This is a genomic window from Halostella litorea, assembly GCF_004785955.1.
In the GTDB taxonomy this organism is placed as follows: Archaea; Halobacteriota; Halobacteria; order Halobacteriales; family Natronoarchaeaceae; genus Halostella; species Halostella litorea.
Genome location: NZ_SJER01000008.1, coordinates 62084 through 85350, shown reverse-complemented (window position 1 = coordinate 85350; position 23267 = coordinate 62084). Strand labels below are relative to the sequence as shown.

Genomic DNA, 23267 nt, shown 5'->3' with positions numbered 1-23267 from the left:
TACAGTCGGTTAGTCGGAGGTCTGTGCGTCGGACTGGGCCGACGGGTCGGGTGCGCTGCCGTTCGTCGGCGCGTTCGAGGGCCACTTCCGCATCCCCGCCCCGTTCTGGCCCTGCTGTGGCTGGGTTGCGTCCTCGGGGTCCATCTGCATGAGGTGCGAGGCGCGCTGGCTCGACATCCCCGTCATGATCGGGAGGAACATCGACAGCCACTCGCGCTGGCGCTTGTTCATGAAGTACTCCTCGTTTTCGAGCATCTGCTCGTACTCGTCGACCTGCTTGCTCAGCACCGCGTTCATCTTTCGGACGTGGCGGTACTCGCTCTCCAGTTCCTCGATCGTCTGGTGGAGCTGGTCGACCTCCGACGAGGATTTGCGGTCCGAGGTCTGGAACCGATAATCGTAGTTGCGGTCGGAGAGGTCGACGGGTTCCATCCGCTTGGTATGGACGGTGATCTTGTCGTAGTCGCCCTGCACCGTCGTCGACTCGTCGGAGATGGGAACTCGGACGATGGTGCGGTCGGTCGGCAGGCGGTAGTCCCGGTCCCGGAGTTCGGGTTCGTCGGCGTTGAACTTCCGCTTCCAGAACAGCCCGAACAGGCGGGTCTTGTGGAACAGCGGCGCTTCGACGGCGATTGCCTCGCCGTCGTCGTCCTGTATCGGTCGGATGCGCTCTTTCTCGACGTACAGCGTCTCCTCCGTATTCCCCTTCTTCGTCTCCCGGATGATGTCGACTTCCGTGGCCTTCGCCTCCTGTCGGCGGTAGACCCACACGCCGCCGTACATGAGGATGGTGCCGAACAGCAGCGCCGAAATCTCCTGCAGGTACGGCGTGTCGCTCGGGCTGCCAGTCTGGGCGTAGGAATACGCCGCGTAGCTGACCATCACCAGCGAGAGGATGGCGACGACGAGGAACAGTTTCGCCGTCGGCGTCCACCGCTTCGGGTAGTTCCGCAGGCCAATGGTCTCGTTCGTGACGCCCGGTTCGGCGTCCTCCCGGAGGCGCTGTTCGGTGTCGTCGGTCTTCGTTGCGTCGCCGCGTCGCCACGCGGCAAGTTTGCCGACGAGCCACAGCGACGCGAGCGCACCGAGAACGATGGCGACGGCCATCAGCAACGTCGACAGCAGGTCCGTCGAGACGGGGAACGCGGACTGAGCGATCGTCGCGGTCATCGTCGCCCTCCGTCGTCATCCTCGTCCTCGTCATCGCCGCGGACGGCCGCCGTCGTCGCTTCGACGCGTTCGGCGACGCCCGGCGGCGGAGACGTGTCGCCGTTGTTCGCGACGGCCGCCGGCGTGGCGCTCAGATCCTCGACGTTCTCGGGGTCGATCCCGAACTCGGCGGGATCGATGTCGAGGTCGTCGAGCAGGTCGGCGTCGAGGTCCTGCCCGATCTGGTCGTCGTTGGTGATGTGGGCGGTCGCCCGCCGTCGGAGTTCCTGCCCCTTGGCGAGGTACTGCCGCTCGTCCTGGTCGTACGAGTCGAGCGTCCCTTGCAGCACGTGACAGTCGTGCTGGTTGGCGAGGTCGAACAGTTCCGAGACGAGCGCGTCGCCCTCGTACTGTTCGTACAGCCGGTCCAGCGTGTCCGTGACGCTCTTGCGGGTCACCACGGGACACTGGATGCCGTAGTGTGGACAACCCTCGCAGGCCTCGGGAAACGCCGCCTCGGGGTTGTCGACGCCACGGTGGTCGTAGAGTTTGTGCTTGGGATCGGACTGGAGCTGTGCCAGCGTCTGTTTGACGAGCGTCCGGACACTCCCGTCATGATGGGTCGCCGTCTGTTCGAGGAACAGGCTGATCTCCCACCAGAGTTGGGCGTCGTCCTCGACGTAGTCGTGTTTCTGCCGGAGTTCCCGCCGGATCTCCTGTAACTCGGAACGGTGCGGGCTCTCGGCTGCACTTGGTGTACTCATGGATTGTCGTGTTGGGAAAGCAGGTCGGTTCGCGCGTCGATACTGTCGAGCGGCCACGGCAGGTCGAACGGGTCCGGCGGGTCGATCACCATCCGTTCGGCCGGGAGTTGCCCAGCCGGCCAGAGGATCACAACCGGGTACTCCCGGAGGACCCGCTGGCGGACGGTGTCGCCGGGGTCGAACGGGAGGTTCGGATTGCGTGCGAGGTCACAGTCGATGTACACCTGCATCGTGTTCCGCACCGGGTGGGCCGTTCCCTCACCGTAGTCGGTCGCCATACTCCCTCCGTCGGCTGGTAGCGTCAGGTATTGGTGTCATAGTGGTGTTTGAACCGTTCAAACGGGCGAAGCGCCGTCGACGGGCCGGATCAGTTCCGGACCCATGGTGGTTCCCAGTTGGCGATGCGGACGCGCAGGCTCGATCCCTGCCCGTCGTAGTTGTTCCGCGCCCGGTCGGCGTTCGTGAGAAAGAGGCTGAAAAACAGCGCCGTCAGTACCATCCCGACGCCGATGTAGCCCTGTACGATGGTGATGATCGCCGCGATGAGCCACGGCAGGATCAGGATCGCCCGAACGATACCATCGAGCGCGTTGACCTCCTGTCGTCGGCGGGCGTACAGGATGTACCCCGCCAGCAGAGCGATCCCCGCTGCGGCGAGGCCGTAGAGCCAGTTCACGGGTTCTCACCCCCATCACGCCCGGTTCGCTGGCGGCCGTCCCAGCGCCCCTTCGTCGCGTTGAGGACGAAGTCGCGTATGAACGGGCCGAGCCAGCCGACGACGACGATGAACGCCGCCGCCAAGCCGGCGAGGATTTTTCCTCCGGGGTTTAGCAGACTGATCAGAATGACCAGTACAGCAATGCCGTACGCCGCGAACTGGAGTGCGCTCGTCATCGTCTATCCCTCCCGTAACGAGCGGTTAGTGGAGTCGCTGTGAGCGCCAGTACGACAGCCGTCAGGGTCAGGAAGTTCAACGAGATTGCGTCGTGGAACGAGGCCCGCATCGACCGCGTCTCGTAGCGGATCGTGTCGCTGGTGTCGGGATTCGCCGTGAACTCTACCTCCGCGTCCTTGTCGTTGAACACGAACTGCACCTTCCCGTCGACCTCCCGGACGAACACCGGGTCGTCGCTCTCGGTGTCGATCGGCCGCCACGGGTCGTCCTCGGAGACGCGATAGACTGCCTGCCACTCGTCGATTGACTGGTTCGTCGACTCGTTCTGGAGCGGCACCGTCACGTAGCTGCCGTTCGCTTCAGTCCCGGAGAACTGGTAGTGGCGCTTCTCCAGCGTCTCGTTCCCGAACGGATTGAAGTTCTCCAGCCGATCGAGGATGCCCTGTGCTTCCCGCTTCTGCGTGTCACGCCACGCCGGGATGACGACGGTCGGCTTCGACGGGGCGAACAGAACCTCGGAGTTGGCCGGCGCGACGAACGTGATCTCCGTGTACGTCCGGTCGGTGTCGAAGTTCGTCACGTCGTGCCACTCCGCGGAGACGTTCCCGCTGTCGCTGCTGACCTGCCCGCGCTCGGTGGCCGGGATGATCTCCGGGGCGATGCGGACGGTGAACGCGACACAGTAGCCGTTCGGGTTGTCCGCCCGGACGCGATAGAACGCGTCCGTCTCCGCAACCGTGACGCGGGTGTTGGCCTTCGTCGACGAGACCTCACCGGAGTCGTTGAACGTCGAGATGGCCGTGTCGCTCTGGAAGTGGTCATGCAGGATCTCCGTGGAACAGGACTGGGTGGTCGTCGTGTCGGTCGCCCCGACGCCGCTGACAGCGAGGGCCGACCCCCCGACGAGCGACAGGACTAGCAACCCAGCAAGGACGACCGCCCGGACGGACGCCTGCCCCCGGCGGTTTCGGTGGGGAAGGACCCGGTCCCACAGGTCCTTCAGTCGCTCGGCCGCGCTCGATCCCCACAGCGACTGGGCGACAGAACGGACGGTGTCGAGGTCGACGATCGAGGCGATCCACACGAACAGCACGATGCTCGCGAACACCGCGGTGATGCCCCCACCCGCGGCGATCGTTACCAGCAGGATGACGACGCCGATGAACATGAACGTCGTCAGCGCGAAGAACGCGAGGTACTCCCCACGCGCCCACAGGCTCCGGAGGTTCAGCCCTTCCAGCCGGCTGGTGACGCCCTTCGTGGCCCCCTTGCGCGTCCGGCCGAACTTGTCTTTCCGAGCCATCAGTCATCCCTCCGTCGACCGACTTCGAACTTCTTGCTCGGGAGCGACGGGAGTGATGGCGACCAGTCCGGCGTGATGCGGTTCCACGCCTGGTCGCCAGCGTCGGACCACCGGAACACGCCCCAGAACAGAAAGCCCAGCCAGAACAGGATGAACACGGCCGTCACGAACCCCGTGAACAGCGATGTCCAGAACGACCACCAGATCATGATGAGCGCCCCGGTCACCTGGTCGTCCGGGTCGTCGGCGGTGAGCGCGTTGATAGCGGCCGTGACAGTCACGCTGTAGAGGAAGTTCCCGATCTCCGCGGTCAGCGTGCCCTCCAGCGCGTAGTCTTTCGCGCCCGTCGCGATCTGGCCGAGGGTTCGGGCGATCCCGAGCGGGACCGAGACGAGCCAGGACACGCCGCTCTTGAGTGTATCCAACATCGGGGATCACCGCCAGAACGTGAGTGCGTCCCAGACCATGCACACCCCGCCCTTCACCGCCCACCACGCCTTTCGGACGGCCGTCTGCAGGCGGTTCTCGTGGGCCTGTTTCCCGGCGTCACGCTTCTGCTTGGGGTCGTACAGTTTGCCGCGACTGTCCCGCTTCCGACGGCGACGGCGGCCCTTATTCGGCATCGCGAAGCACCTCCGAGGTCGTGTTCATCCAGAGGGTACTCTGCACGTCACACTCCTCGGGGTTGGCGAGGCTCGTTGCCCCGCAGTATTCCCCGAACAGTTCGCCCTGGAACTCCCGGTCGAGGGGGTCGTCGTCCTCGATCCGCGTCGCGAAGCGCCCGACGAGTTCCGACAGGTCGACCGCGCCGTTGCTCTCGGCCCGCCACGTCTCGTCGATGGTTCGGTTCCGGGCCTGGAACTGGCTCTCGTTGAGCGCCTCGATCGCCGTCACGTGCGTGGCGTTGTGTTCGACGACGACGTAGACGGTCGCCGGGTCGGAGTCTTCGTGCGTGACGACCAGCTCGTGCGTGTCGTAGCCGTCGGTGATGGTGACGTTCTCGCGGCTGTTGATTTCCTCGCGGAACACCGACGCGTTCTCGTTCATTGCCTCGCGGAACTGTGCGGCCCGGTCGGAGTTGGTCGCGGGCTCGTCGCCGATGAACACGTGGATCTTGGTGGTCGCACGGGCGACCTGCCCGCGGACGGCCCCGCGGATGGTCGCCAGCCGCCGCTCCACGTCCGCAAGCGTTCGATCGACGAGGCCCGCGTCTTCGTCGACGGTCTGGTTGGCTCCGACGAGTCCGTCGAACGGCGTGGACTCGTTGGTCGACGTGTCCTCCTGAGCCGCCACGACGCCGGACGCCCCGCCCGTCGCGAGCGCGCCGACGAGGATGACGGCGGTGAAAACGGTTGTGAGTCTGGTATTTCGTGTCATGTACTGAAAGAATGTGAGTTGAACGGCGATCGGACCCGTCGGCGTTACCGGGTCCGGAGCTTCGCGGACATCAGCAGGCCGAGCAGCGCGAACACGCCGGTCGTCGCCATCAGGATGGCCATGAAGACCATCGTCTCCACGCCGTGGGAGACGGCGTAGCCGAACCCAGCGACGGGGTTTGGCGGGAAGACGTTGCCGTTGATCAAGCACACGAACAGGAACGCGCCGAGGCCGTTGCCGAGCATCGTCGCCACGTACGGGCCTCGAAGGGTGTGCTTCAGTCGCTGCGGGATCGAACTGCTCTCGTTGTGCTGTTGGGTTTTCGTTGACATGAGTTGGTTAGGATCGTCGGTCGGTTAGCAGGCAGTGCGCGGCAACCGCTCGGCGTCGAACGACAACTCTCGCGGAGGTCGTCGGCTGCTGGTGCCGACGCCTCGAGGCCCGCCGCCAGGACTCGAACCCGGCGTCGCAAGCCAAACGGGTGACTGCGGTCGAAAGAAGGTCGGCGGCGTTAGGACGCCTCGTCGAACGGCGACTCGGGCCGCCCGAACAGGACCGCACTGCCGAGCAGGGCACCGGTGCCGCCGGTCAGCGACATGAGGCCGCCGAAGTCGAACGTGAAGTTCAGGCTCTCCAGCCCCAGCGACAGGCCGAAGAACTTGCTCTGGTAGAACTGCAGGTACGCCAGCGCGTCGTCGTTCGCACGGACACCGACCGCCTCGATCTCCGTGTCGTCCTCGAACTCATCGCCGGCGTGGGTCCGGATGGTGTTGTCGCTCGTGTCGATCAGCGCGTAGGTGTCGGACTGCGCGTCGACATCATCCGGCAGTTCGTTCTTGTACGCCGGGACGCGGATCGACTCGCCGTCCGAGGTCTCGGCCTCGACGAGCGTGCGCTTGACCCACTCGCCCGAGTCGTAGTCCGTCGTGGACTGTTCGAGCGCGTTCACCGACGTTTCGTTCGCGTAGTGGATGATCACGTCCGAGCCGCTCCCGTTGATCGGGACGTTTTCCTGCTCGAACTGCGCGTAGTCATCCTGCATCAGGGAGAGGTTGAACGTCTCGATCGTGAACCCGTCCGTGTCGAGGGTCACGATCTCGTCGTTCGCGGCGACCGTCGGCCCGATGCGGTAGGTGGTCCGGCCTTCGACGTTCTCGGCGGTGACCGTCCAGTTGGTCACCGTCTCGTTTTCGGCGCTCTTGGTCGCATCGTGGACCATCTGGAGCGTGACGTTCTTGTTCTCACCCGAGTCCATCGGGATGTCCGCCAGATGGCTCTCGGTGAAGTTCGCGCGGTAGGCCCACGTGTTGTTCGTCGAGTCGTTGACCGTCTCGCTCAGGTCCGACTTCGTCCACGTCACGTGGACCTCCCCGGTTTCGGGGTCGATCGCCCGGATCTCCGGAGAAGAGGACTCCCAGGTCCGGTTGAGGTAATACGCCGAGCCGGTACCGTCGCTACCGTTGAACTGCGTCATGTTGTCGCCGTCGGTGAGCTGGGTGGCCTGGGTGTAGTCCGGCGAGTCCGAGGACTGCGCCAGCACCGACATGCCACCGGCGATGAGCAGGGTCGTCCCCAGCACCGCCAGGAACACCGCGGCGTGCTTGCGGTTGAGTGTCATGAAGTGTCTCGTGTGGTGTTGTCAGGTGGTTGGTTGGAAAACGGGACGTGCGTGCCTGCTGGCCCGGCAGGCGGCGGGATGCCTCCGGACTCGTAGCGCAAGGTGCGGAACGTGTTGAGCATGGTCGAGAATGAGGTTGCACAGGCACCGACGGAGTTGAACCGCCGCATGCTGGCGATGATGAGTTGCGGCCGGAACGGAGGCGTCGGCGGAGCCGCTGCCTCCCAACCGAACCGACGGTCCGACTGTTACCGCCGCCGGAAGCGGTGCCAGCGACGGGGCGTCGCCCGTCGTGCCCGGTTTCGCCCCCGGGACCGGGGCAGGCTCACCACAGGAATCGAACACTGTGCAAGGACCACGTGAGCGGCGCGTCACTGCCAGCCGACGAACACCGTCTTCTCCGGGCGGTCAGGTTCGTACTCGCGAGCGTTGATCCGCGCGTAGCCGGCCTCGCGCATGCGCTCCCGGACGGCGTCGTCAGCCGCGCCCTTCGGTGGGTGGGTCTCCACGACGGCTTTCTGCGGCGGGTCCTCCAGACCAGCCAGTATCGACAGTTCAGCGCCCTCGCAGTCGAGCACCAGCACGTCGGACGTGGGGAGGTCCGCCGGCGGGACGGTGTCGGCTCCGTCACCGTCGCCGTACAGATCGATGGCCTCGCCGACGATCGCGTGCAGCGTCGTCACGCGTCCCCGGTGGCCCGTCATCTCCAGGGTTTCCTCGCCGATGGCGAGCATCTCGGTCGCCCCGTCGATGGCCGTCACGTGGGAAGCGCCGGCCCGGACGGCATACACCGTCGAGACGCCACGGCCGAACCCGACGAGACAGACGCGGTCGCCGTCGACGACCGTCTCCCCGATCGCGTCGAGGAAGCCGGCTTTGTACTCGGCGTGGACCCGCTCCCGGTCGAGGACGGGCGTGTTGCGGACCGGAACGCCCGCGTAGACGCTGATCTCCGAGCGCGGGAGTCGCGGCCGGACGAGGCGGTTGTACGCCCGGTGGATCAGGCTCCGGTCAGGGGTGGAACTGTCTATGGACATGGCTGGAACGGGTAGGGGTACATGGCGATAGGTCGCCACCCAAACGCCCGCCGCCGGGAGTCGAACCCGGCGTCGCAACCGAACGGGCAACCGGCAGTCGTGAAGCGTCAGCCGTCGATCGGGTCCGACACCTCCGCGCCGCCACGGTCCACGAACGGGATCGTCGACAGCTCGTAGAGGAGTTTGAGTTGGACTGCCTTCGGCGAGATGCCGAGGTCGTCGACGAACGGCAGCCCGAAACTTGCACCGAGGTCGCGCCACCAGTGGTCCCGATCCGTCATCCGCCACGGGTCCGTCACCGTTCCCGGCTGGAGCGAGTCGGCGAGATGGTCGGCGACGAGCCACTTTTCGAACACCGAGTCGAACGTGCGGCCGTCGGCCTCGATAGCGGCCGTGAAGTCCCGAATCGATGGGAACACGCCCTCGGCCTCCGTGATGCGGACCTGATGCCACGGTCGGACGACGTGGAACTGCGGGTGTGTCTCCTCGTACATCGGCACGAGGATGCCCGACTGGGAGGCCGCCAGCCAGTGGTACGCCGAGTAGATGACCGACAGCACTTCGCCGGTCGCCGCGTCGACCTTGACGTAGATGGGTTCGTGGTCCCCGAGGTGGCTGTCCTTGTACGTCAGCCCCTCCTGCTTGTCGTAGTCGGCCCAGTACACCAGCATGAGACTGTCGCGCTGGGACGACCTGGCGACCCACCCGTACAGCGCGTTCGGACGGTACTTCAGGTGGCCCGTCCGCAGCATCGGCTGGTACGTTTCCAGCAGACCCCGGTCGAACTCGATGGTGACGTGGTCCGGCTGGGCGTCGAGGTACGGCTGGGCCGTGTAGTCGCCGTCGGTGTCGGCGCTCGCGACGCCGCCCAGCAGAGACAGTCCGGCCGCTGTCTGGGCGGTTCGCACAACGAATCTTCGTCGAGTGGGCATAGTGGGCACCTACAGGGCTTCCTCGATCGAGGCGGCGGTGCGGGCGATGAACCCACCCTGCGCGTCCGAAATGTGGTCGTACAGGTCTTGCCGGGTCGACGCCGGCCCGTTCATCGCCTCGGTCTGGGACTGGCTGGCGTTCTCCTCGGCGATCGCGCGGTCAGGTGCGACCATCCCGTGGCCGGCCGCGTACTCCGAGACGTTCGGAATACGACGGGCGCTCGCGTACACCTGTGCTTCAACGCGGTCCGCTGACCAGTCGGGATGAGCCTCCATCACCGCACCCATCGCCGCGGCGACGTACGGCGTCCCCATCGACGTGCCGCTCATCGTGAGGTCCCCGTTCGGCGTCCGGACCGTCGTGTTCATCCCCGGCGCGACGAGGTCGACGTCGGCCCCCTCCGAGGTGCCACCCGAGTTGTCGAGCGTCCCCGGGTCCGGCCCGTACTGTGAGAAGTACGCGCGGGAGGCGTTCTGTGCGGGCTCGCCGGTCACCGCCCCGACGGTCGTAACGTTCGCGGCGTCGCCCGGCGACGCGATCCCGGGGCTCCGCAGTTGGGCGGAGTTGCCGGCGGCGACGACGACGATGATGCCCTCCTCGCGGGCGTCGTCGACGGCGTCAGCCAGCGCCTCGTTCCACAGCGGGCTGCCGAGGCTCATCGAGATGACCATGCTCCCGGAGTGGTTCTGGTGGTAGTCCGTGGCGTAGCGGACGGCGTCGACGATGTCCGCGGTCGACCCTGACCCCTCCGAGTCCATCGTCTGGAGACAAAGGATATCAGCGTCGGGCAGCACGCCATCGTAGGTGTCGTTGGTGGTGTTGGCGGCCATCGCGTGCGTGACCCACGTGCCGTGGTTGTTCGAGTCCGCGACGGCCTCGAAGCCTTGCTCACCGACCGTCGGGTTGTCCTCTCCGATCCACGACTTGCTCTCGTTGACGATCCGGATCTCCGAGTCGACCGATCCGTTGCCGAGGTACTGGCCGTTCCCGACCGAACAGCCGCTGTCGATCGGGACGACTGTGACGCCTTCGCCCGTCACGGAGACGTTGTTTATCCCCATCACGCGCCGGGCATCGGCCGGCGTCGTCGGTGGGGCGTCCGCTGCGAAGCCGATGCCCTGCGTCGGCATCTGCTGGCCGAACAGGTAGTCCGTACCCGGACCGGAGAACTTCGCCTGCGTCGGGATCTCCGGCGGCGACCACTGGCCCTCGTTCTGCAGGGTCACCGGGTCCGGCGTCGACATGCGGTAGTTCGGCGACACGTCCTCGACGAACGACACCGTCGCGAGTCCGCCCCCGCCGTTCAGCAGCGTATCGAGGTCGAGTGACCCGACACGCTCCCAGAAGCCCAGATCCCGAACGCGGTACTCGGGGGCGGCGATGACCGCCGTATCATGTTCTTCCGACAGTCGGAGGATGGTCCGCGAGTCGCTCTCGTTGGCCCACCCGCGCAGGTCTCCCGTCGCGTTCGTGTCGTTCGCGAGCGTGACGATGAACGAGGGCTTGCCGTCGAGGCCGCCGTACTCGACGATCGCCGGTTCCTCGGCGGTCTGAGCCGCGGCGAGTGCTGTCCCGAACGGCGTCGCGACGGTTGTCAGGACGACCAGCGTTGCTACCAGAATGGCGTTTGTGCGTTGCATGCAAATCACCTTGAGTTAGTCCGCTCGAAGGGGGTCCGGAAGGCTGGGCGTGTTCACCGTGACACCGCCGCGCCCTCGCCGGCGACGGTGCCCGATGATGAACAGCACGCCGACGACAGCGCCACCGTTCCCGAGGTCGGTCGGCGTGAGGAACAGCACCGGGAGGTTGATCCGTTCGAGCGCCAGCCGGATGCGCCACTGGATCCGGTCGGTGAAATCGGGGTTCCGCACCACGCGGTAGGTGACCGACGCGTCGGCGTCGCTCACCAGCGTGATCACCGTGTAGCTCCCGTTGTGGGTCACCTCGCCGTCGGGGATCCCATCCTCGGGGATGGGCGTCTCGCCCCGGTAGACGTACGCGTCCTCCGGGATGCCCTGCGTGTGGATCGTGTAGGTGACGTGGTCCTGCACGCCCTGGCCGTTCGCACCGCGAACCAGCGTCGCCGTCGTCTGACCGCGGGTCGCTTCCTCGACGCCCTCCAGGTGCAGGTGGACCTCGGTCGGTATCTCGTCGTCAGTGCCGATCCGACCGGCGACCTCGACGGTGGTGCTGCCGGACAGGTCGACCTGTCCCTCGGTGAGCTGGTCGCCAGCCAGCGCGTAGAGGTCGTTCGTCCCCGACCGGGCGGTCAGCGTCGCCGGCGCGTCGAGTGGCTGTTCGGCGGCGGTCACGTCGAACACCGTCCCGAACTCCGAGCCGTCCGCCGCAGTGTACTGCACGCGCACGCTGTGTGCGCCTGCCCCGTCGGTTTCGAACTCCACGGTGCCGTTCTCGACGGTCGCGGCGAGTTGCTCGCCACTCGGGCTCCGAACCTCGACGGCGGTGACGTTCCCGAACAGCGCCCGGTCGGCTGGCGTGAGTTCGAAGCTGACCTGTTCGTTCGGGCCGGGCGTCAGCGTCGAGATGGGGATCGACTTGATGCCCGGTTCCTGCCCGGTGAAGCCGGGATTGTCGACGCCGAACTCCGTCCGCCCGAGACCGGCATCACCGGCCGCGACGACTTCGACGTTGACGTTCGCGACATCCGGCGGGAGCGGGTAGTCCTGAATCTCGATCTGGTCCGGGCCGACGGTTTGCTCGTTGATCGACCAGTACTCCTGGCCGATTTCCTCCTGCTTCCCGTTGTACTTCGCCAGCACGACCACATCACTCGGGTCGAACGACGGGCCGCCGACGAGGGAGCCGTCGGTGAACGTCACCGTCGAGTCGAGCCAGTTCGTCTCGTTGAGCGTCGCGCCGACCTCGGTCACGGACTGCGTGTTGACCTCCAGCGGCGTCACGGCGGTCTTGCCGGCCGGGACCGTCCACTCGTCGACCACGATGGTCGCACCGGGACCGGCGTGGTCCTCGACCGACCAGTTCGCGCCGTCGAGCGTGCGCTGGGTCCCGTCCTCGAAGTTGACCGTCACGTCGGTGTCGGACTTGCTGATGTCCATCGGGACAGCGATCTCCTCGGAGATGGTTCGCTCGGCGTTCTCGATCTCCGCGTCGAGCGTGCCCTCGGCCGCCTCGGCGAACTGGATGCGGACGCCGGTCATGTCCTTGCCGGAGGGCACCTCGTAACGGTCGATCGCCACCTGCGACGAGTCGGCGGCGGCGAGCGTGTTCAAGGAGAGGTCCTGCGTCGGGATGACCTCTGTCGAGCCGTCAGCGAACGTCGCGACCACGTCGACGTTCTCGAAGGAGGTGAGCACACGCCCGGCCATGATGGTGTCGCTGTAGTAGGCGACGCGCTCGTCGACAGACTGTTCGATGCTCTCGGGATCGAGTTCCATCGGCGCGTGCCGGACCGCGTCACCGAGCGCCTTCGTCTGGGTGACGTAATCCCGGACATCCTGCCGGGAGACGTTCTCGGTGTCGCTGGCGTTGACCCGCTCCAGCGTCAGCGTCGTCTCGCCGCCGGTCGTGTTCGCGTACTCGGGGTACTCCTCGGCGAGGTACTGCTTCGCTGCGGAACTGTTCTCGACGATGCCGATGAACCGGTTCCGGAGGTCAAGGAACGACTCCCAGTTCTCGACGTCAAGTGGTGCGCCGGAGAACAGCTGGGAGTTGTTCGCGAAGTAGTCGTTGAGCCACGACGAGAGATTGTCGAACCGCCCCATGTCCGCCAGCGGCGCGGCGCTGATCTCGACGGTTTCGATTTTCGCACCGGCCTGGGGGATCGACACGTCCTGTGGTTGTTTGGTCACGTAGAACGTGCCGTTGTAGGAGCCGTTCGCGTACAGTTCCCGTATGTCGTTGATACTCGCGTTCTGCAGATCCTTGATCGCGTACTTGTCAGCTACCGGCGTGTAAGCCTGGACCGCGAGGACGTTCACATTCTTGTTGTCGAGCGTGAAGTTGAACATCCCCGACCGGCCACGGGCGTCGGTGTAGGTCCTCGTCGTACCGCTCACCACCGTGCCGTTGCCCTCAAGCTCCCGGATCTCTTTGGCGCGTTCGGTCAGTTCGTTCGCCGTTTCGTTGAGCCTCTCGTTGTGCCGCTTGATCTTCTTGTTGATAGCTTGAATCGGGTCGCCGACAGCGATGGTGTAGGCGGTGGCGTTGTTGCCCTCCGGATGAACCCGGTAGAAGCCTTGTGGAAGGTAGACGCGCGCATAGTCGTGGTCGCTGCTGAGCGGCCCACCGGAGGAACTGGTGACTGTCGTTTCGACAACGTCGGTGTCCTGCACGTTCCCGCGGTAGTTGAGTTGCTTGATGACGATGTCCCTGTCGTCGACGATCGCACCTGGGAGCGAGTTATCCGCGCCGTCTTGGGCGTTCCAGCCACCGCCCTTTGAGCCGTCCCACACAGAGAGTGCGACAGCTTCGTCGCTCGACGGGTTCACCGTCGGCGAATCTAAGTGTTCATCGCCGGTCTCCTCCCAGTCGTCCGGGTCATGGACGGCAACGTACTGTTGGTCAGTGTCGAATACTGAATCCTCCAAGTTCCGATACTTTTTCCAATCCAGTTCCGACTTATTGAACTGCCACATCCGGTCCCGGATCTCCTTGGCGCGGGCCTCCTTGTTATCGGCCACCTCTAATTTGCTCTCGTCGACGCCGTAGTACTCGATGACAGTGCCGTCCGGGACCGGTTTCGGATCGTTGCAGTCGATATCCGTCGCCGCACACGCAATGACCTGCCCCGAGACGCCGTACGCAGTTAGGGTGATGTCCACGTCGCTGACCGAGCTGGTCCCGAGTTCCGCGGTCGTCGAGGCGTTGATGTACCCCGACTTGTTCGCGAGGATTGTGTACGTACCTTTTGTGAGGTTCCCGACGGTGTACCCGCCGCCGTCGTTGGCGGTTGTCTCGGCGACGAGCGTGTCGTTCTCGTAGACGTCGATATTCGCCGCGATGCCACCGCCGGTGTCGGCCGTGATGGTGCCGGAGATGTCCTTCTTCTGTTCGAGGACGATGTCGTCGACGGTCACGGGGTTCCCCGAGACGGTGATCGTCGTGCCGTTGGTGGTGTAGTTGGTTTTCTCGACTGAAATATCGTAGGTGCCGTCTTCGAGGTTGGTCGCATATTCGCCAGTGGAGTTGGTCGTGAGACTATCGACTGTACTTCCATTCTGGGAGATGGTGACGGTGGCGTCAGTGACCGGGTTGCCCTGTTTGTCCAAGACCTTCCCTGAAACGTGTTGTTTTGGCGGTTTCTGTCTCAGTCTCATTCTATCTAAATACGCATCTGTGTTACTCGATGACACAAATGCGTAGAATTCAGAGTTTCCTTCAGAAAGAGCGGTTTGAACGACAAGATCCCATGTATTCGGTTCCTCAGTCCCGGCCTCCCACACCCGCATTTTCTGATGAGTCTCATTATATACGATACGGAAGTCGTACCAAGTCGACTGGTCTATCCCCAAACTTACAGATACCCAACTACCACTACCAGCGTCATATGTTCTAATTTCACCATTGCTGGGATCAAATATCCATTCGCCAGAATAGCCACTCTCTTTATACAATTCAAACGAATTAGAATTTGCACCGGTATTTTTCACCGTGCCAGTGATGTTTGCATCTAATTTAGAGACATTTGTTAGTGAGTTTGAATTGCTTGTATCAGTGGGTAGTTTATATGACTGATTGCCGTAAAATGAGTTCTCTGTGACTTCTCCACCATCCCATCCCTCGGGTATTGCGCCTACTTGGTAGTCTTCGAAGTCATCGTACGTAATGTTTCCATTATCGTTTTTCTCTTGGTCGAACAGCGGCGTCGATTGGGTGGCTGTTGTTTCAGCCGATGGACTAGCGGCCGCTGATGCGGGCACGATCGACACAACGAGTATGATCGAAAACACGATCGCCCGAGCCTGTCGGCTGTCTGACCGTGGGGGCGACACTCCTCGGGATGACCACAAGGCAGCGAACATGGCAGTCAGCCCAACGAATGCGATCGTGTCACCAAGAACGAGACCAGCGGGGATGCCCCCAGCGACGGCCCAAGTCAGATCGTGGCCGGCATTTGCGAGCATCGCGACCGCCCACAGCGCGGCGAAGCCGGTCGCGACGCGCGGGTGGTCAGTGAGCATTTTGCGGGCGATCACGAAGGCGACACCGACGGCCGTCAGGCGGACGGCGGCGAAGCCGTAGAAGCCGGTCGTCGCGATCAGCCACTCGGCGATCGGGTTGGCCTCGACGCCAGTCCCGTGGCCGACGTAGACGAACGTCAGCACGGTGACTGCCGCGGCCGCCAGCAGGGCCACGTCCTCGAATGGCTGGAGCCGATGCTGCTGCTCGGGGGTATCGTGTGTGGACATGAATGAGATTCCTCTCAGTTGTCGTCGTCGAGCGCCCGGCCGGGCGAATCGATACACCGCACGACCTCGGCCATGGCCGTCACGTCGTGCGCGCCGCCGACCTTCATCCGCTCGGCCCGGTCGACGATCGCCGTCCGTTCGCGCTGGGGAAGCGTCCGATCACACCACGCTTCGGCGGCGTCGAGCGCCCCGCGGACGTGGTCGAGGAACTCGTCGGTCGGGCGGTCGGCGATGATCGGCCCGCGGACGAGGTAGCCGTACTTCTCGCTGACGCGCCAGCGCTTGTCGTGTGCGTTGTAGTCCTGTGCAGCGAACGTACTGCCGTCGTGGCGCTTCGGGACGTACTCCGACGGTTCGCTGACGGGGACACGCTCGCCCTCGTCGTGGAGGTCGGCGGGGGCGGCATCTTCGTTCAGGCTGATCGGGTCGAGCAGGTCCGCGCCGCGTTTCAGGATCGTGTGGGCGACGTACTCGGCGCGGGTGGTGCCGGCCAGCTCGTCGTGGCCGCGGTCGGGTGTGCTGTCGTCGGCGTCGAGGTCGTCGTACCACCAGTCCCGATCGGTCGTGTAGGGGCTGTCGGTGTCCGACAGGCTGCGCTCGGCGGGCCGTGGACGTGTCTGGGTTTGGGTCATAGTTGACGGGAGTAACAGCTAGTCATCCGTCGCGTGAGATCCGCCCTCGCCCGTGGCGAGTGTTCCCCGGCCAATGTGAGTTTCAGCCAGGTCGTCCCCGCGAGGGGCGCTGGCACCGAGGGGATCATGCCGTTGCAGGCGCGGCTCCGACGACGTTATTACCAGATACGACTAGTCCCGTGACCAAAAAGCTACCGGGAGATAGTACGATATCTTCCGTGAGAGGTTCGGAGAACAGTCGGATCAGATAGTTCCGGGGATGTCCGTACTACTATCCGATCATCTTCGTGTAACTTCCCGGAAGAAGGGTGCGATGGTTTCTTACCCGCCGGCCGCGACTGATCGGCACAGGCGCTCAGTCGTTGGAGTCTGGGCGCTTGGGATCGCGTTGCCACTGGTAGCGGGCATACCAGAGTGCGAGCGTGTACGCTTCGGTGCGCGACTTCGTGACATCCCCGAAGGTTTCGTCAACCCACTCGTCAAGCGGATCGGGGATGTCAACATCGCGTCTCGTCAGGCTGATTCACCTCCATAGCGTCGCCATTCTCCCGACTGGGTGATAAAAACCAGGCGTGTCGGTCAGACAATCGCCCGCGCCGCGTCGGCTGACAGGGTCACGTTTTGCTTCCCAGACGTAACACGTTCGCCGATAGTCTGCTCCAAGAACGCCGCCAGCTCGTCGCGATACGATTGCGGTCGGTCTTCAATGATCGTCAGTGTATCCTTCCCGTCGTGTTCCGCGGCACGATTAAGCACGTACGTTTTCGCGAACTCCAGCCGAATATCTTGCGGAGCGTCGTCGAGGTAATTCGGCAGAGCAATGTCGGCCTGTGTCTTTCGGCCAACAGGTGCGCCAAGGACGATCAGCACGCGGCCAAGAATCGTCCCACCTGGTGAAGCCCGAAGTTCGTCAGCCCGTCCCCGACGGCGTTCGATCCGATAGTCAAATCCGGCCTTCTCAGCGGCCGCTTTCAATCGCCGTTCGATCTCGTCGTTCGGGAGTGCAAAGCCGGGATCGTGGTCTTTCGATTCGATCCCTCCACCAGCGAACGTCTGTGCGACAAAAGTATTCAACCCTTCAAACGTCGTTGACGTGATTTCCACATCGATCCAGCCGAATTTACGGGCCCGGTCAAGCCCGCGCTTCGCGTCGGGTTTCCCGTCGTTGTCAACCCACGTTCGAACTCGACTCCGTGGGAGATCGAGGTGTGACGACACCGCTTGCGATCCGGCGCGTTCGCCGTCGCCGCCGCGAAGTTCCAAGCTTGCCGTCATAGCTTTTCGATACTGCCTGACGAGATCCCAAGCATCGGTATCGTCCTTGGTCCCGGGGCGGTACGTTCTGCAGAACTCCTCGGGCGATACCAGTGAGGGCATTGACTGTTGGAAAGGCCGTTGCGGGGATATACCTAACGCATATTTGATGTACAGAGCAACTGAGAAACCTGTTCAATCGGCCCTTGACGATTGGATACGCGCCCTTGGAATCCCGATGAACTATGGAGCTTTGATCAACTATAAGTATATCCGATGTGTCGGCTAGGTTGACATCGACCAATCGCAGAACGACGACGGCGCGGGGACGGCTTGATCGCTCCCTCGCGCGTCATGGTATCAATTGGGATGCCAACACTTAGTCGTTCTGTATTGGCGGTGCACAAACCAACCATGAATATCAAAACAATGTTTAAAGCGGACGACGACCGTGCCGTGAGCCCGGTTATAGGTGTCATATTAATGGTAGCTATAACCGTGATTCTCGCGGCCGTCATTGGGGCCTTCGTCCTTGACCTTGGGCAGGGGCAAGACACGAACGTCAATGCCGGTGTTTCGATCGAAAAGGTGGACAGCACCACAGCGAAGGTGCAACTCACAGACATGGGGAATGCAGAAAAGGTTCGTGTCGAACCGTCAACTGGTTCCAATCAGGAACTCAATTCGGTCGGTGACTCGGAAACGTTTGGGGGCCTGACCGAAGGGAGTGACACGATTACCGTGATCGCAGTTGACGGAGACAACGAAAACGTCATTCGGAACTACGACTTCGAATAATGGCGCTTCAATTCTCTTCGTTTAACGACGATCGGGCAGTCTCACCGGTTATAGGTGTCATATTAATGGTAGCTATAACCGTGATCCTCGCTGCCGTCATCGGGGCCTTTGTCCTTGATCTCGGCAGTAACCAGTCAGAAAACGCAAATGCTGGCGTTTCCATCGAGCAACAAAGCAGTGACACTGTCCGTGTTCAGATAACTGACATTGGAAATGCCGATAATGTCAGGGTCGAAACTGACGGCGGGAGTATCCCGGGTGGTGACACCATGAGCTCAGTTGGATCGACAGTTACAGTGAATGGTTTAGGAACCGACGACACGGTTACGGTCATCGCAGTGAACGGCGATAGCGAAAACGTGATCCGGACCTACACGCACGAATAATGAACTTAAAATTCAATTCCAATCACGACGATCGGGCAGTCTCGCCGGTTATAGGTGTCATATTAATGGTAGCTATAACCGTGATCCTCGCTGCCGTCATTGGTGCCTTCGTTCTCGACCTTGGTAGCGGACAGCAAGAGAACGCAAACGCCGGAGTCAGCATTGAAGAATCGGGGAGTGAAGTGACGTTCCAACTGACCGACGCTGGGAATGCAGACGGGGTGTACATTAAGGCAAATACTACGTCGGACTACATGCAGTCTGACGGCACGCGTACAAGTTCCGAAACATACGCATTAGAGAACGTTGGTGACTCAGCGACGACTGAAATCGGTAGCAATTACAACGCACCGGTCGAATTCAGCGTCATCGCTGAAAAGGGGGACCAGCAGAACGTCATCCGGACCTACACTGTGAGCTCGTAACGCTCACGGATCACCAGCAGTTTTCTTTTGGATTGCCGATTAGCGCCGCGGCTCGATCCACCCCAGCACGTCCACTAGCACCAGCGACAGCCACACCTGCTGCCGTCGGGTCACCGTCGCGAGCTCGGCTTCGGCAAGTGCGATCCCCTCACTGTCGCGACGCTCGACGCCGGCCAGCTCGTCGGGCGCACATTGGGCGCAGAACACCGCCTCCACGTCCCAGCCGCCGGTCCTGGTCCGCGCGATCACGGTGACGGGGCGGCCCTCGAACAGCTGTGCCGTGCAGCCCAAACAGTGGACCATCTCGCCAGTGTCGACCTGCGCGCCCCGGAGCGCCGTCTCGACGTCGACGCGGAACTCGGCCGTCATCGCCGACCCTCCTGCTGGGCGTCCCGGCGGGCCTCGCGAGCGTCGGCGCGGATGTGCTCGAACGCGACCTCGCACGGGTCGCTGCAGAAGCGCCCATCGTGGTCGGCATCAGGCGCGTCGCAGTATCGGCACATCGCTACTCGGCCTCCGCGGGGACCGCGACGCTGGCGGCGAACAGCTCGGGCGAGCCGCGCTGGAACACCTTCGGGACGATCTCGCCGTCGACGAGCGCCGCCAGATACGACCGTTCGACCGTGTCACCGGTCTCGGGGTCGCGGTAGCGCACCAGAAGGTGCCGCGTTTCGTAGAAATTCGCCGTCGTCGCCGTGCGGCCGCGACAGCGGAGGAAGTGACTGTAGTGGCAGGCGTCGGCGACGTACAGCCGTTCGTCCGGCGCGGGGTCGGCGTCGCGGCCGGCGTCGAGCCAGGACTGGGGAACGTGGTCGAACGTCTCCGAGTCGAGGACCCGCGGGTAGTCGTCAGTCGGTTCGGTCGTGGCGCTGGATTTATCAGCGCTGCCGCGAGATTTGCTCATGGTCTTGACGGACCAACGCGGGTCGGTGTTGGCGCACCGGCCCGGGCTTTTTGCCGGACGTGACACCCGCGCTGGATACTGTCTAGTGTATGCGCCACCCACTTAGTAGTTACTATTATTCCGACATGTCGGCGTTTATCGCTGTTCTGGATTCATCGGTTTCGTATCGGTTTCGCGTTCGAGAGCTCGGGTTTGAACAGTCTCATATTTCATATTCGGTTATCTGATAGGTAGGCCGATGATTGCACTGGAAACGTGGGGGAGTCGACACACAGTCTTAACCAACACTCGCGGACACTTTCGGACAGATGTTGGTTAACAATGAGCAGTCCGGAACTGCTACCGGACGAGCTCGTCAGTGGGGGGTGCCTTTTGAGCGTCGACACGATCAGCAGTATCTCGTGAGAGCACGGGAGGCAACTACCGCATCTCGAAGAGCGGCAGCTCCGAAAATGGGCTGGCAGGGGGATTGTCGACGACGTTTCTCCGAGGGTTACTGAGCATCATGTCTGCCGAGATCGGCTGTGTCGCAGATCATATGAAATCCGCAGTGACGAACATTAATACGTTCACCAGTATTCAATAAGAATGAGGACGCGAATTAGGCCCATCGGGTAGAACCTGGGGGACTAATTCGGTGAGGAACGTGGGGTAGTGGCCTACGTTCTGTTGACGTCCGTATCTACGGTAGAATATGATCGCCGTTGTGCCAGGGTATACAAGGCAGTCGTTGGACTAATCTCTTGGTGACCTTCCACATCGTGAAAACGATTAGTGAGGAATCGTTGATGGCGTATGGCGATCGTGCTCAGTACACCCGGTGGCGTTAATTCAATGGGAGGGGTTTTGATATAGCTACAGTACGCGTGCCGTACATATGTCGAGAAGCAAGGATGACTTATTAGTCTCTATCCTAGAAGCCCTCGGCTATGATCTGGAGTCACAATCTACAGAGGTTGATGTTGATGTTCGAGTAACAGAGAGAGACAATGACAACGACACAAGCAAAAAAGAGGAATTGATCAGAGAGGAGTCACGGATCGTTCTTGACCATCAGATTCAAAATCTACATGACGTAGACGATGTTGCGGCCAGAACAGTTCGTATTACTGCTATAATTATTGGCGGACTCCTCGGAGTTACGTCCCTCAGCGGTGATCAGGGGGTATCGCTCAGTAGTACGTACGTGCTGTGGGGCGGAGCGTACCTACTGTTATCAATTCTGCTGGGATTGCACACGTATAACGTCTCGGACCCATACTTCGGGCCAGGGAAGGCTGTATTGAATGAGTGGACCGATCACAGCTCAAAGGAAGAGCTTGTTCCCGCCATGAACAGGAAATACGCAGAGTGGATCGATGATATGGAGGTCCTCGGAGCCATTAATGGTCTTTCATTGGATCTGACACAGTTGAGCCTCGGAATCGGCCTTGTTTATACTTCATTTGGCTTCTTGTTAACTGCTACACCTTCCGATGAGTACGGGCCCGTGAGAAATGTGTTGGTGGATTTCAAAGGGTCTCTTGTACATGGAGTTCCCCTTGTACTCATACTTCTCGCCACTGGATTCCTGATCGGATACTCATCGAGACGGTTTTGAGCAGACACAGGTTTTATCAGTCAAGGCGGGCAACATACGAGTGAAATGAGCCAGACTAACACCGAACCGGCCCGAGGGTATCGTGGCGGTTGGGGAGCCGTGCGCCGTGTCATCCGCGACTTTCGTGAGAGCGGCGAGTCTGGCGAGTAGACGCGCTACGTTGGCCGACGAAGCCCTGTAGCTAACACTAATCGTCCATTCTGTTGTCTATGTGTCGGCAAACGGCTATCCGTCTGAATCAGCAATCCCCTAGTATGCCCGAAGATGAGGCTGCAGACAGTGACGCTAATCAGCAGGCAGAGGAGAGCCTGTTGAGCGGTGGCGAGCGTGTTGCAAAGGGCCGACAGCGGTCCGGAAACGACGATTAGCGGGTTCAGGTTTCTCGGTCAAGATGGTCAAGTCACCCAAATCCGGCCGTGAACTCGGCGGCGAAACGGCAGATAAAGCGCCGTCGTTCCTCCGACTGTTGCTCGGTCACGCGGGCGACGGTGACCCGAAGAGCGGTGACTCCGAAGACTAACTGGCGGATTTATTCTGTCGCGGCGGGATAGAGGGAAGCATGGGCCGTGAGTCTCCAACCGAGGACGCGCTTTCACTTACAGAGTTGAGCGCGGAGCTTGCCGACGCGACCGGGTCGACGACCGAGGCAATCGAACGCGGAGCCGAGAACCTGGAGATCGCCCCACCGGCTGAGGCGGACATCGTTGAGGAGTAGGACACTCGCCCGTCTCACCCATCCTAGGTCGCGGTAGCGCATCAGGAGGTGCCGTGTCTCGTAGAAATTCGCCGTCGTCGCCGACGAACTCGACATTTCGAGGCCGTATGCGAGCGAACGGCTCAATCGGTTTGTCGAACACCGCCACGTTGAAAAAATCGCGCCAGGGCTGTATGAGATCGTTGGCGATCCGCGTACTGAGTAGTTTCCTCCGGTCAAAGGTTTCAGCACCCCTCACGGCATACCGGTAGATATGGCAACGGTTTCGGAGCCGAACGGGGAGGGGCCCGATGGGGTCGAGTTCGTTCACGAGGACGACGGCCGGGTAACGGCCCGGCACGTCAAGACGGGTGTTGCCTCGTTTGGTGACTCCGAAGCCGAGGCGCTCCGACAGCTCGCCGATGCCCTGGATAGTCACTTCGGGGAGGGTGAGACGATCGAAGATCCCGAAGAGTACCTGAAAGGGCTCGGGATCGATGTAGAGGTCGGCGGGTCCGGCACGCCGCCGTGGCTGGAGTAGTTTGGGCCGAACGACGTTTTCCTCACGGGAAGTTAAAGCGCTCACCAAACACGGGTTCGGGGCATCGTAGCGATTTACTCCTCTAATTCGCCCGGATCAAAGTTACCCGCGAGATAGTCCTCGATCGCTGCATCAAAGTCTTCAATTTCACCATAGTACTCGCGTAGCTCCAGTGCAGCATGGCCCGACTCTGTAATCTCATACAGGCCAACGCTCTCATTCGGGCCTACACGCTCAATCAGGCCGTAGTCGTGGAGAAGGCCCATGCGTTCGTTGACGTACTGACGGGATACGTCCAATAGTTGATGGAGATTCCCCGCAACATTCCGCCCCTCAGTAAGCTCATCAAGTAGTGAAAAGTCCACAGGGCGGAGCTTCATCGGTGTTCTACCCATCTCAGAGATCACGTTAGATTGTTTTGGTCATCCAGTGATTTCATGCTACTGGTTGGGTATTATCGATTGGTGCTTATTGGTAGCCTACCAGCGGTAGGTTTATTGTACTTGCGTTATGACTGGTCTACTGTCACAGATGTCGCTCACACCGACTGTCACCGAAGGCAGGATGT

The 23267-nt window shown here is 62.2% G+C and carries 28 protein-coding genes; 7 read left to right on the top strand and 21 right to left on the bottom strand.

Annotated elements, in window-relative coordinates; all coding sequences use genetic code 11:
- Nucleotides 1-9: 9 nt before the first annotated feature.
- From EYW40_RS18410 to EYW40_RS18340, 15 genes are all read right to left on the bottom strand, one after another.
- Nucleotides 10-1170: a hypothetical protein gene (locus tag EYW40_RS18410; protein WP_135823087.1), complete on the bottom strand. Its 1161-nt coding sequence runs from the start codon at nucleotides 1168-1170 to the stop codon at nucleotides 10-12.
- Nucleotides 1167-1913 carry a hypothetical protein gene (locus EYW40_RS18405; protein WP_135823086.1) on the bottom strand — a complete coding sequence of 249 codons (747 nt, stop codon included), beginning with the start codon at nucleotides 1911-1913 and terminating at the stop codon, nucleotides 1167-1169. The genes EYW40_RS18410 and EYW40_RS18405 overlap by 4 nt, the downstream gene beginning before the upstream one ends.
- A complete protein-coding gene (locus EYW40_RS18400) occupies nucleotides 1910-2191 on the bottom strand; it encodes a hypothetical protein (protein WP_135823085.1) in 282 nt (93 codons plus the stop codon). The genes EYW40_RS18405 and EYW40_RS18400 overlap by 4 nt, the downstream gene beginning before the upstream one ends.
- Before the next feature lie 89 nt (nucleotides 2192-2280).
- A complete protein-coding gene (locus tag EYW40_RS18395; RefSeq protein ID WP_135823084.1) occupies nucleotides 2281-2589 on the bottom strand; it encodes a hypothetical protein in 309 nt (102 codons plus the stop codon).
- Nucleotides 2586-2807, bottom strand: a complete 222-nt coding sequence (locus EYW40_RS18390; protein WP_135823083.1) for a hypothetical protein — start codon at nucleotides 2805-2807, stop codon at nucleotides 2586-2588. Before EYW40_RS18390 ends, EYW40_RS18395 begins: the two co-directional genes overlap by 4 nt.
- Nucleotides 2804-4111 (bottom strand): hypothetical protein, encoded by a 1308-nt coding sequence (locus EYW40_RS18385; protein ID WP_135823082.1) that lies wholly within the window; start codon nucleotides 4109-4111, stop codon nucleotides 2804-2806. Before EYW40_RS18385 ends, EYW40_RS18390 begins: the two co-directional genes overlap by 4 nt.
- On the bottom strand, nucleotides 4111-4539 hold the full coding sequence (locus EYW40_RS18380; RefSeq protein ID WP_135823081.1) for a hypothetical protein: 429 nt from the start codon (nucleotides 4537-4539) through the stop codon (nucleotides 4111-4113). The genes EYW40_RS18385 and EYW40_RS18380 overlap by 1 nt, the downstream gene beginning before the upstream one ends.
- A gap of 6 nt (nucleotides 4540-4545) precedes the next feature.
- Entirely contained in the window at nucleotides 4546-4734 is a 189-nt protein-coding gene (locus EYW40_RS18375) for a hypothetical protein (protein WP_135823080.1), read from the bottom strand.
- Nucleotides 4724-5488 carry a hypothetical protein gene (locus EYW40_RS18370; RefSeq protein WP_135823079.1) on the bottom strand — a complete coding sequence of 255 codons (765 nt, stop codon included), beginning with the start codon at nucleotides 5486-5488 and terminating at the stop codon, nucleotides 4724-4726. Before EYW40_RS18370 ends, EYW40_RS18375 begins: the two co-directional genes overlap by 11 nt.
- A 44-nt stretch (nucleotides 5489-5532) precedes the next feature.
- Nucleotides 5533-5820 (bottom strand): hypothetical protein, encoded by a 288-nt coding sequence (locus EYW40_RS18365; RefSeq protein WP_135823078.1) that lies wholly within the window; start codon nucleotides 5818-5820, stop codon nucleotides 5533-5535.
- A 179-nt stretch (nucleotides 5821-5999) separates the two neighbouring features.
- Entirely contained in the window at nucleotides 6000-7106 is a 1107-nt protein-coding gene (locus EYW40_RS18360; protein WP_135823077.1) for a hypothetical protein, read from the bottom strand.
- A 371-nt stretch (nucleotides 7107-7477) separates the two neighbouring features.
- Nucleotides 7478-8143 carry an FkbM family methyltransferase gene (locus EYW40_RS18355; RefSeq protein ID WP_135823076.1) on the bottom strand — a complete coding sequence of 222 codons (666 nt, stop codon included), beginning with the start codon at nucleotides 8141-8143 and terminating at the stop codon, nucleotides 7478-7480.
- Nucleotides 8144-8250: 107 nt separating this feature from the next.
- Complete coding sequence (locus tag EYW40_RS18350; RefSeq protein ID WP_135823075.1) at nucleotides 8251-9051, bottom strand: hypothetical protein; 801 nt, start codon at nucleotides 9049-9051, stop codon at nucleotides 8251-8253.
- A 33-nt stretch (nucleotides 9052-9084) separates the two neighbouring features.
- The gene (locus EYW40_RS18345; RefSeq protein WP_135823074.1) at nucleotides 9085-10716 is read right to left on the bottom strand and encodes a S8 family peptidase; all 1632 of its coding nucleotides are present in this window, start codon (nucleotides 10714-10716) and stop codon (nucleotides 9085-9087) included.
- Nucleotides 10717-10731: 15 nt separating this feature from the next.
- Entirely contained in the window at nucleotides 10732-14373 is a 3642-nt protein-coding gene (locus tag EYW40_RS18340) for a carboxypeptidase-like regulatory domain-containing protein (protein WP_259370039.1), read from the bottom strand.
- Nucleotides 14374-15159: 786 nt separating this feature from the next.
- On the opposite strand from EYW40_RS18340, the gene EYW40_RS19735 reads away from it, so the two are divergent.
- Nucleotides 15160-15471: a hypothetical protein gene (locus EYW40_RS19735; RefSeq protein ID WP_161973250.1), complete on the top strand. Its 312-nt coding sequence runs from the start codon at nucleotides 15160-15162 to the stop codon at nucleotides 15469-15471.
- An 8-nt stretch (nucleotides 15472-15479) separates the two neighbouring features.
- On the opposite strand, the gene EYW40_RS18335 is transcribed toward EYW40_RS19735, so the two are convergent.
- Both EYW40_RS18335 and EYW40_RS18330 read right to left on the bottom strand, forming a co-directional pair.
- The gene (locus EYW40_RS18335) at nucleotides 15480-16097 is read right to left on the bottom strand and encodes a hypothetical protein (RefSeq protein ID WP_135823072.1); all 618 of its coding nucleotides are present in this window, start codon (nucleotides 16095-16097) and stop codon (nucleotides 15480-15482) included.
- Nucleotides 16098-16676: 579 nt separating this feature from the next.
- Nucleotides 16677-17474: a hypothetical protein gene (locus EYW40_RS18330; protein ID WP_135823071.1), complete on the bottom strand. Its 798-nt coding sequence runs from the start codon at nucleotides 17472-17474 to the stop codon at nucleotides 16677-16679.
- Between the two features lie 291 nt (nucleotides 17475-17765).
- Between EYW40_RS18330 and EYW40_RS18325 the strand changes: the two genes are divergently transcribed.
- From EYW40_RS18325 to EYW40_RS20410, 3 genes are read left to right on the top strand one after another with little or no spacing between them, the layout of a single operon-like run.
- A complete protein-coding gene (locus EYW40_RS18325; protein ID WP_135823070.1) occupies nucleotides 17766-18149 on the top strand; it encodes a type IV pilin domain-containing protein in 384 nt (127 codons plus the stop codon).
- A complete protein-coding gene (locus EYW40_RS18320; protein WP_135823069.1) occupies nucleotides 18149-18535 on the top strand; it encodes a type IV pilin domain-containing protein in 387 nt (128 codons plus the stop codon). Before EYW40_RS18325 ends, EYW40_RS18320 begins: the two co-directional genes overlap by 1 nt.
- Nucleotides 18535-18960, top strand: a complete 426-nt coding sequence (locus tag EYW40_RS20410; RefSeq protein WP_310732464.1) for a type IV pilin domain-containing protein — start codon at nucleotides 18535-18537, stop codon at nucleotides 18958-18960. Before EYW40_RS18320 ends, EYW40_RS20410 begins: the two co-directional genes overlap by 1 nt.
- A gap of 39 nt (nucleotides 18961-18999) precedes the next feature.
- Here the strand turns inward: EYW40_RS20410 and EYW40_RS18310 are convergent, their stop codons facing one another.
- Genes EYW40_RS18310 through EYW40_RS18305 form a run of 3 tightly spaced genes read right to left on the bottom strand, consistent with a single transcriptional unit; the run spans nucleotide 19000 to nucleotide 19864 of the window.
- The gene (locus tag EYW40_RS18310) at nucleotides 19000-19329 is read right to left on the bottom strand and encodes a DUF8112 family protein (RefSeq protein ID WP_135823068.1); all 330 of its coding nucleotides are present in this window, start codon (nucleotides 19327-19329) and stop codon (nucleotides 19000-19002) included.
- Nucleotides 19326-19463 (bottom strand): hypothetical protein, encoded by a 138-nt coding sequence (locus tag EYW40_RS20110; protein WP_202614604.1) that lies wholly within the window; start codon nucleotides 19461-19463, stop codon nucleotides 19326-19328. The genes EYW40_RS18310 and EYW40_RS20110 overlap by 4 nt, the downstream gene beginning before the upstream one ends.
- A 2-nt stretch (nucleotides 19464-19465) precedes the next feature.
- Nucleotides 19466-19864, bottom strand: coding sequence for a hypothetical protein (locus EYW40_RS18305; protein WP_135823067.1), 399 nt, complete (start codon nucleotides 19862-19864; stop codon nucleotides 19466-19468).
- Nucleotides 19865-20741: 877 nt separating this feature from the next.
- On the opposite strand from EYW40_RS18305, the gene EYW40_RS18300 reads away from it, so the two are divergent.
- From EYW40_RS18300 to EYW40_RS18295, 3 genes are all read left to right on the top strand, one after another.
- Nucleotides 20742-21464 (top strand): hypothetical protein, encoded by a 723-nt coding sequence (locus EYW40_RS18300; RefSeq protein WP_135823066.1) that lies wholly within the window; start codon nucleotides 20742-20744, stop codon nucleotides 21462-21464.
- A gap of 559 nt (nucleotides 21465-22023) precedes the next feature.
- Nucleotides 22024-22179: a hypothetical protein gene (locus tag EYW40_RS19730; protein ID WP_161973249.1), complete on the top strand. Its 156-nt coding sequence runs from the start codon at nucleotides 22024-22026 to the stop codon at nucleotides 22177-22179.
- A gap of 253 nt (nucleotides 22180-22432) precedes the next feature.
- Nucleotides 22433-22699 carry a type II toxin-antitoxin system HicB family antitoxin gene (locus EYW40_RS18295; protein ID WP_135823065.1) on the top strand — a complete coding sequence of 89 codons (267 nt, stop codon included), beginning with the start codon at nucleotides 22433-22435 and terminating at the stop codon, nucleotides 22697-22699.
- Nucleotides 22700-22773: 74 nt separating this feature from the next.
- Here the strand turns inward: EYW40_RS18295 and EYW40_RS18290 are convergent, their stop codons facing one another.
- A complete protein-coding gene (locus EYW40_RS18290; RefSeq protein WP_135823064.1) occupies nucleotides 22774-23106 on the bottom strand; it encodes a hypothetical protein in 333 nt (110 codons plus the stop codon).
- Nucleotides 23107-23267 lie beyond the last annotated feature (161 nt).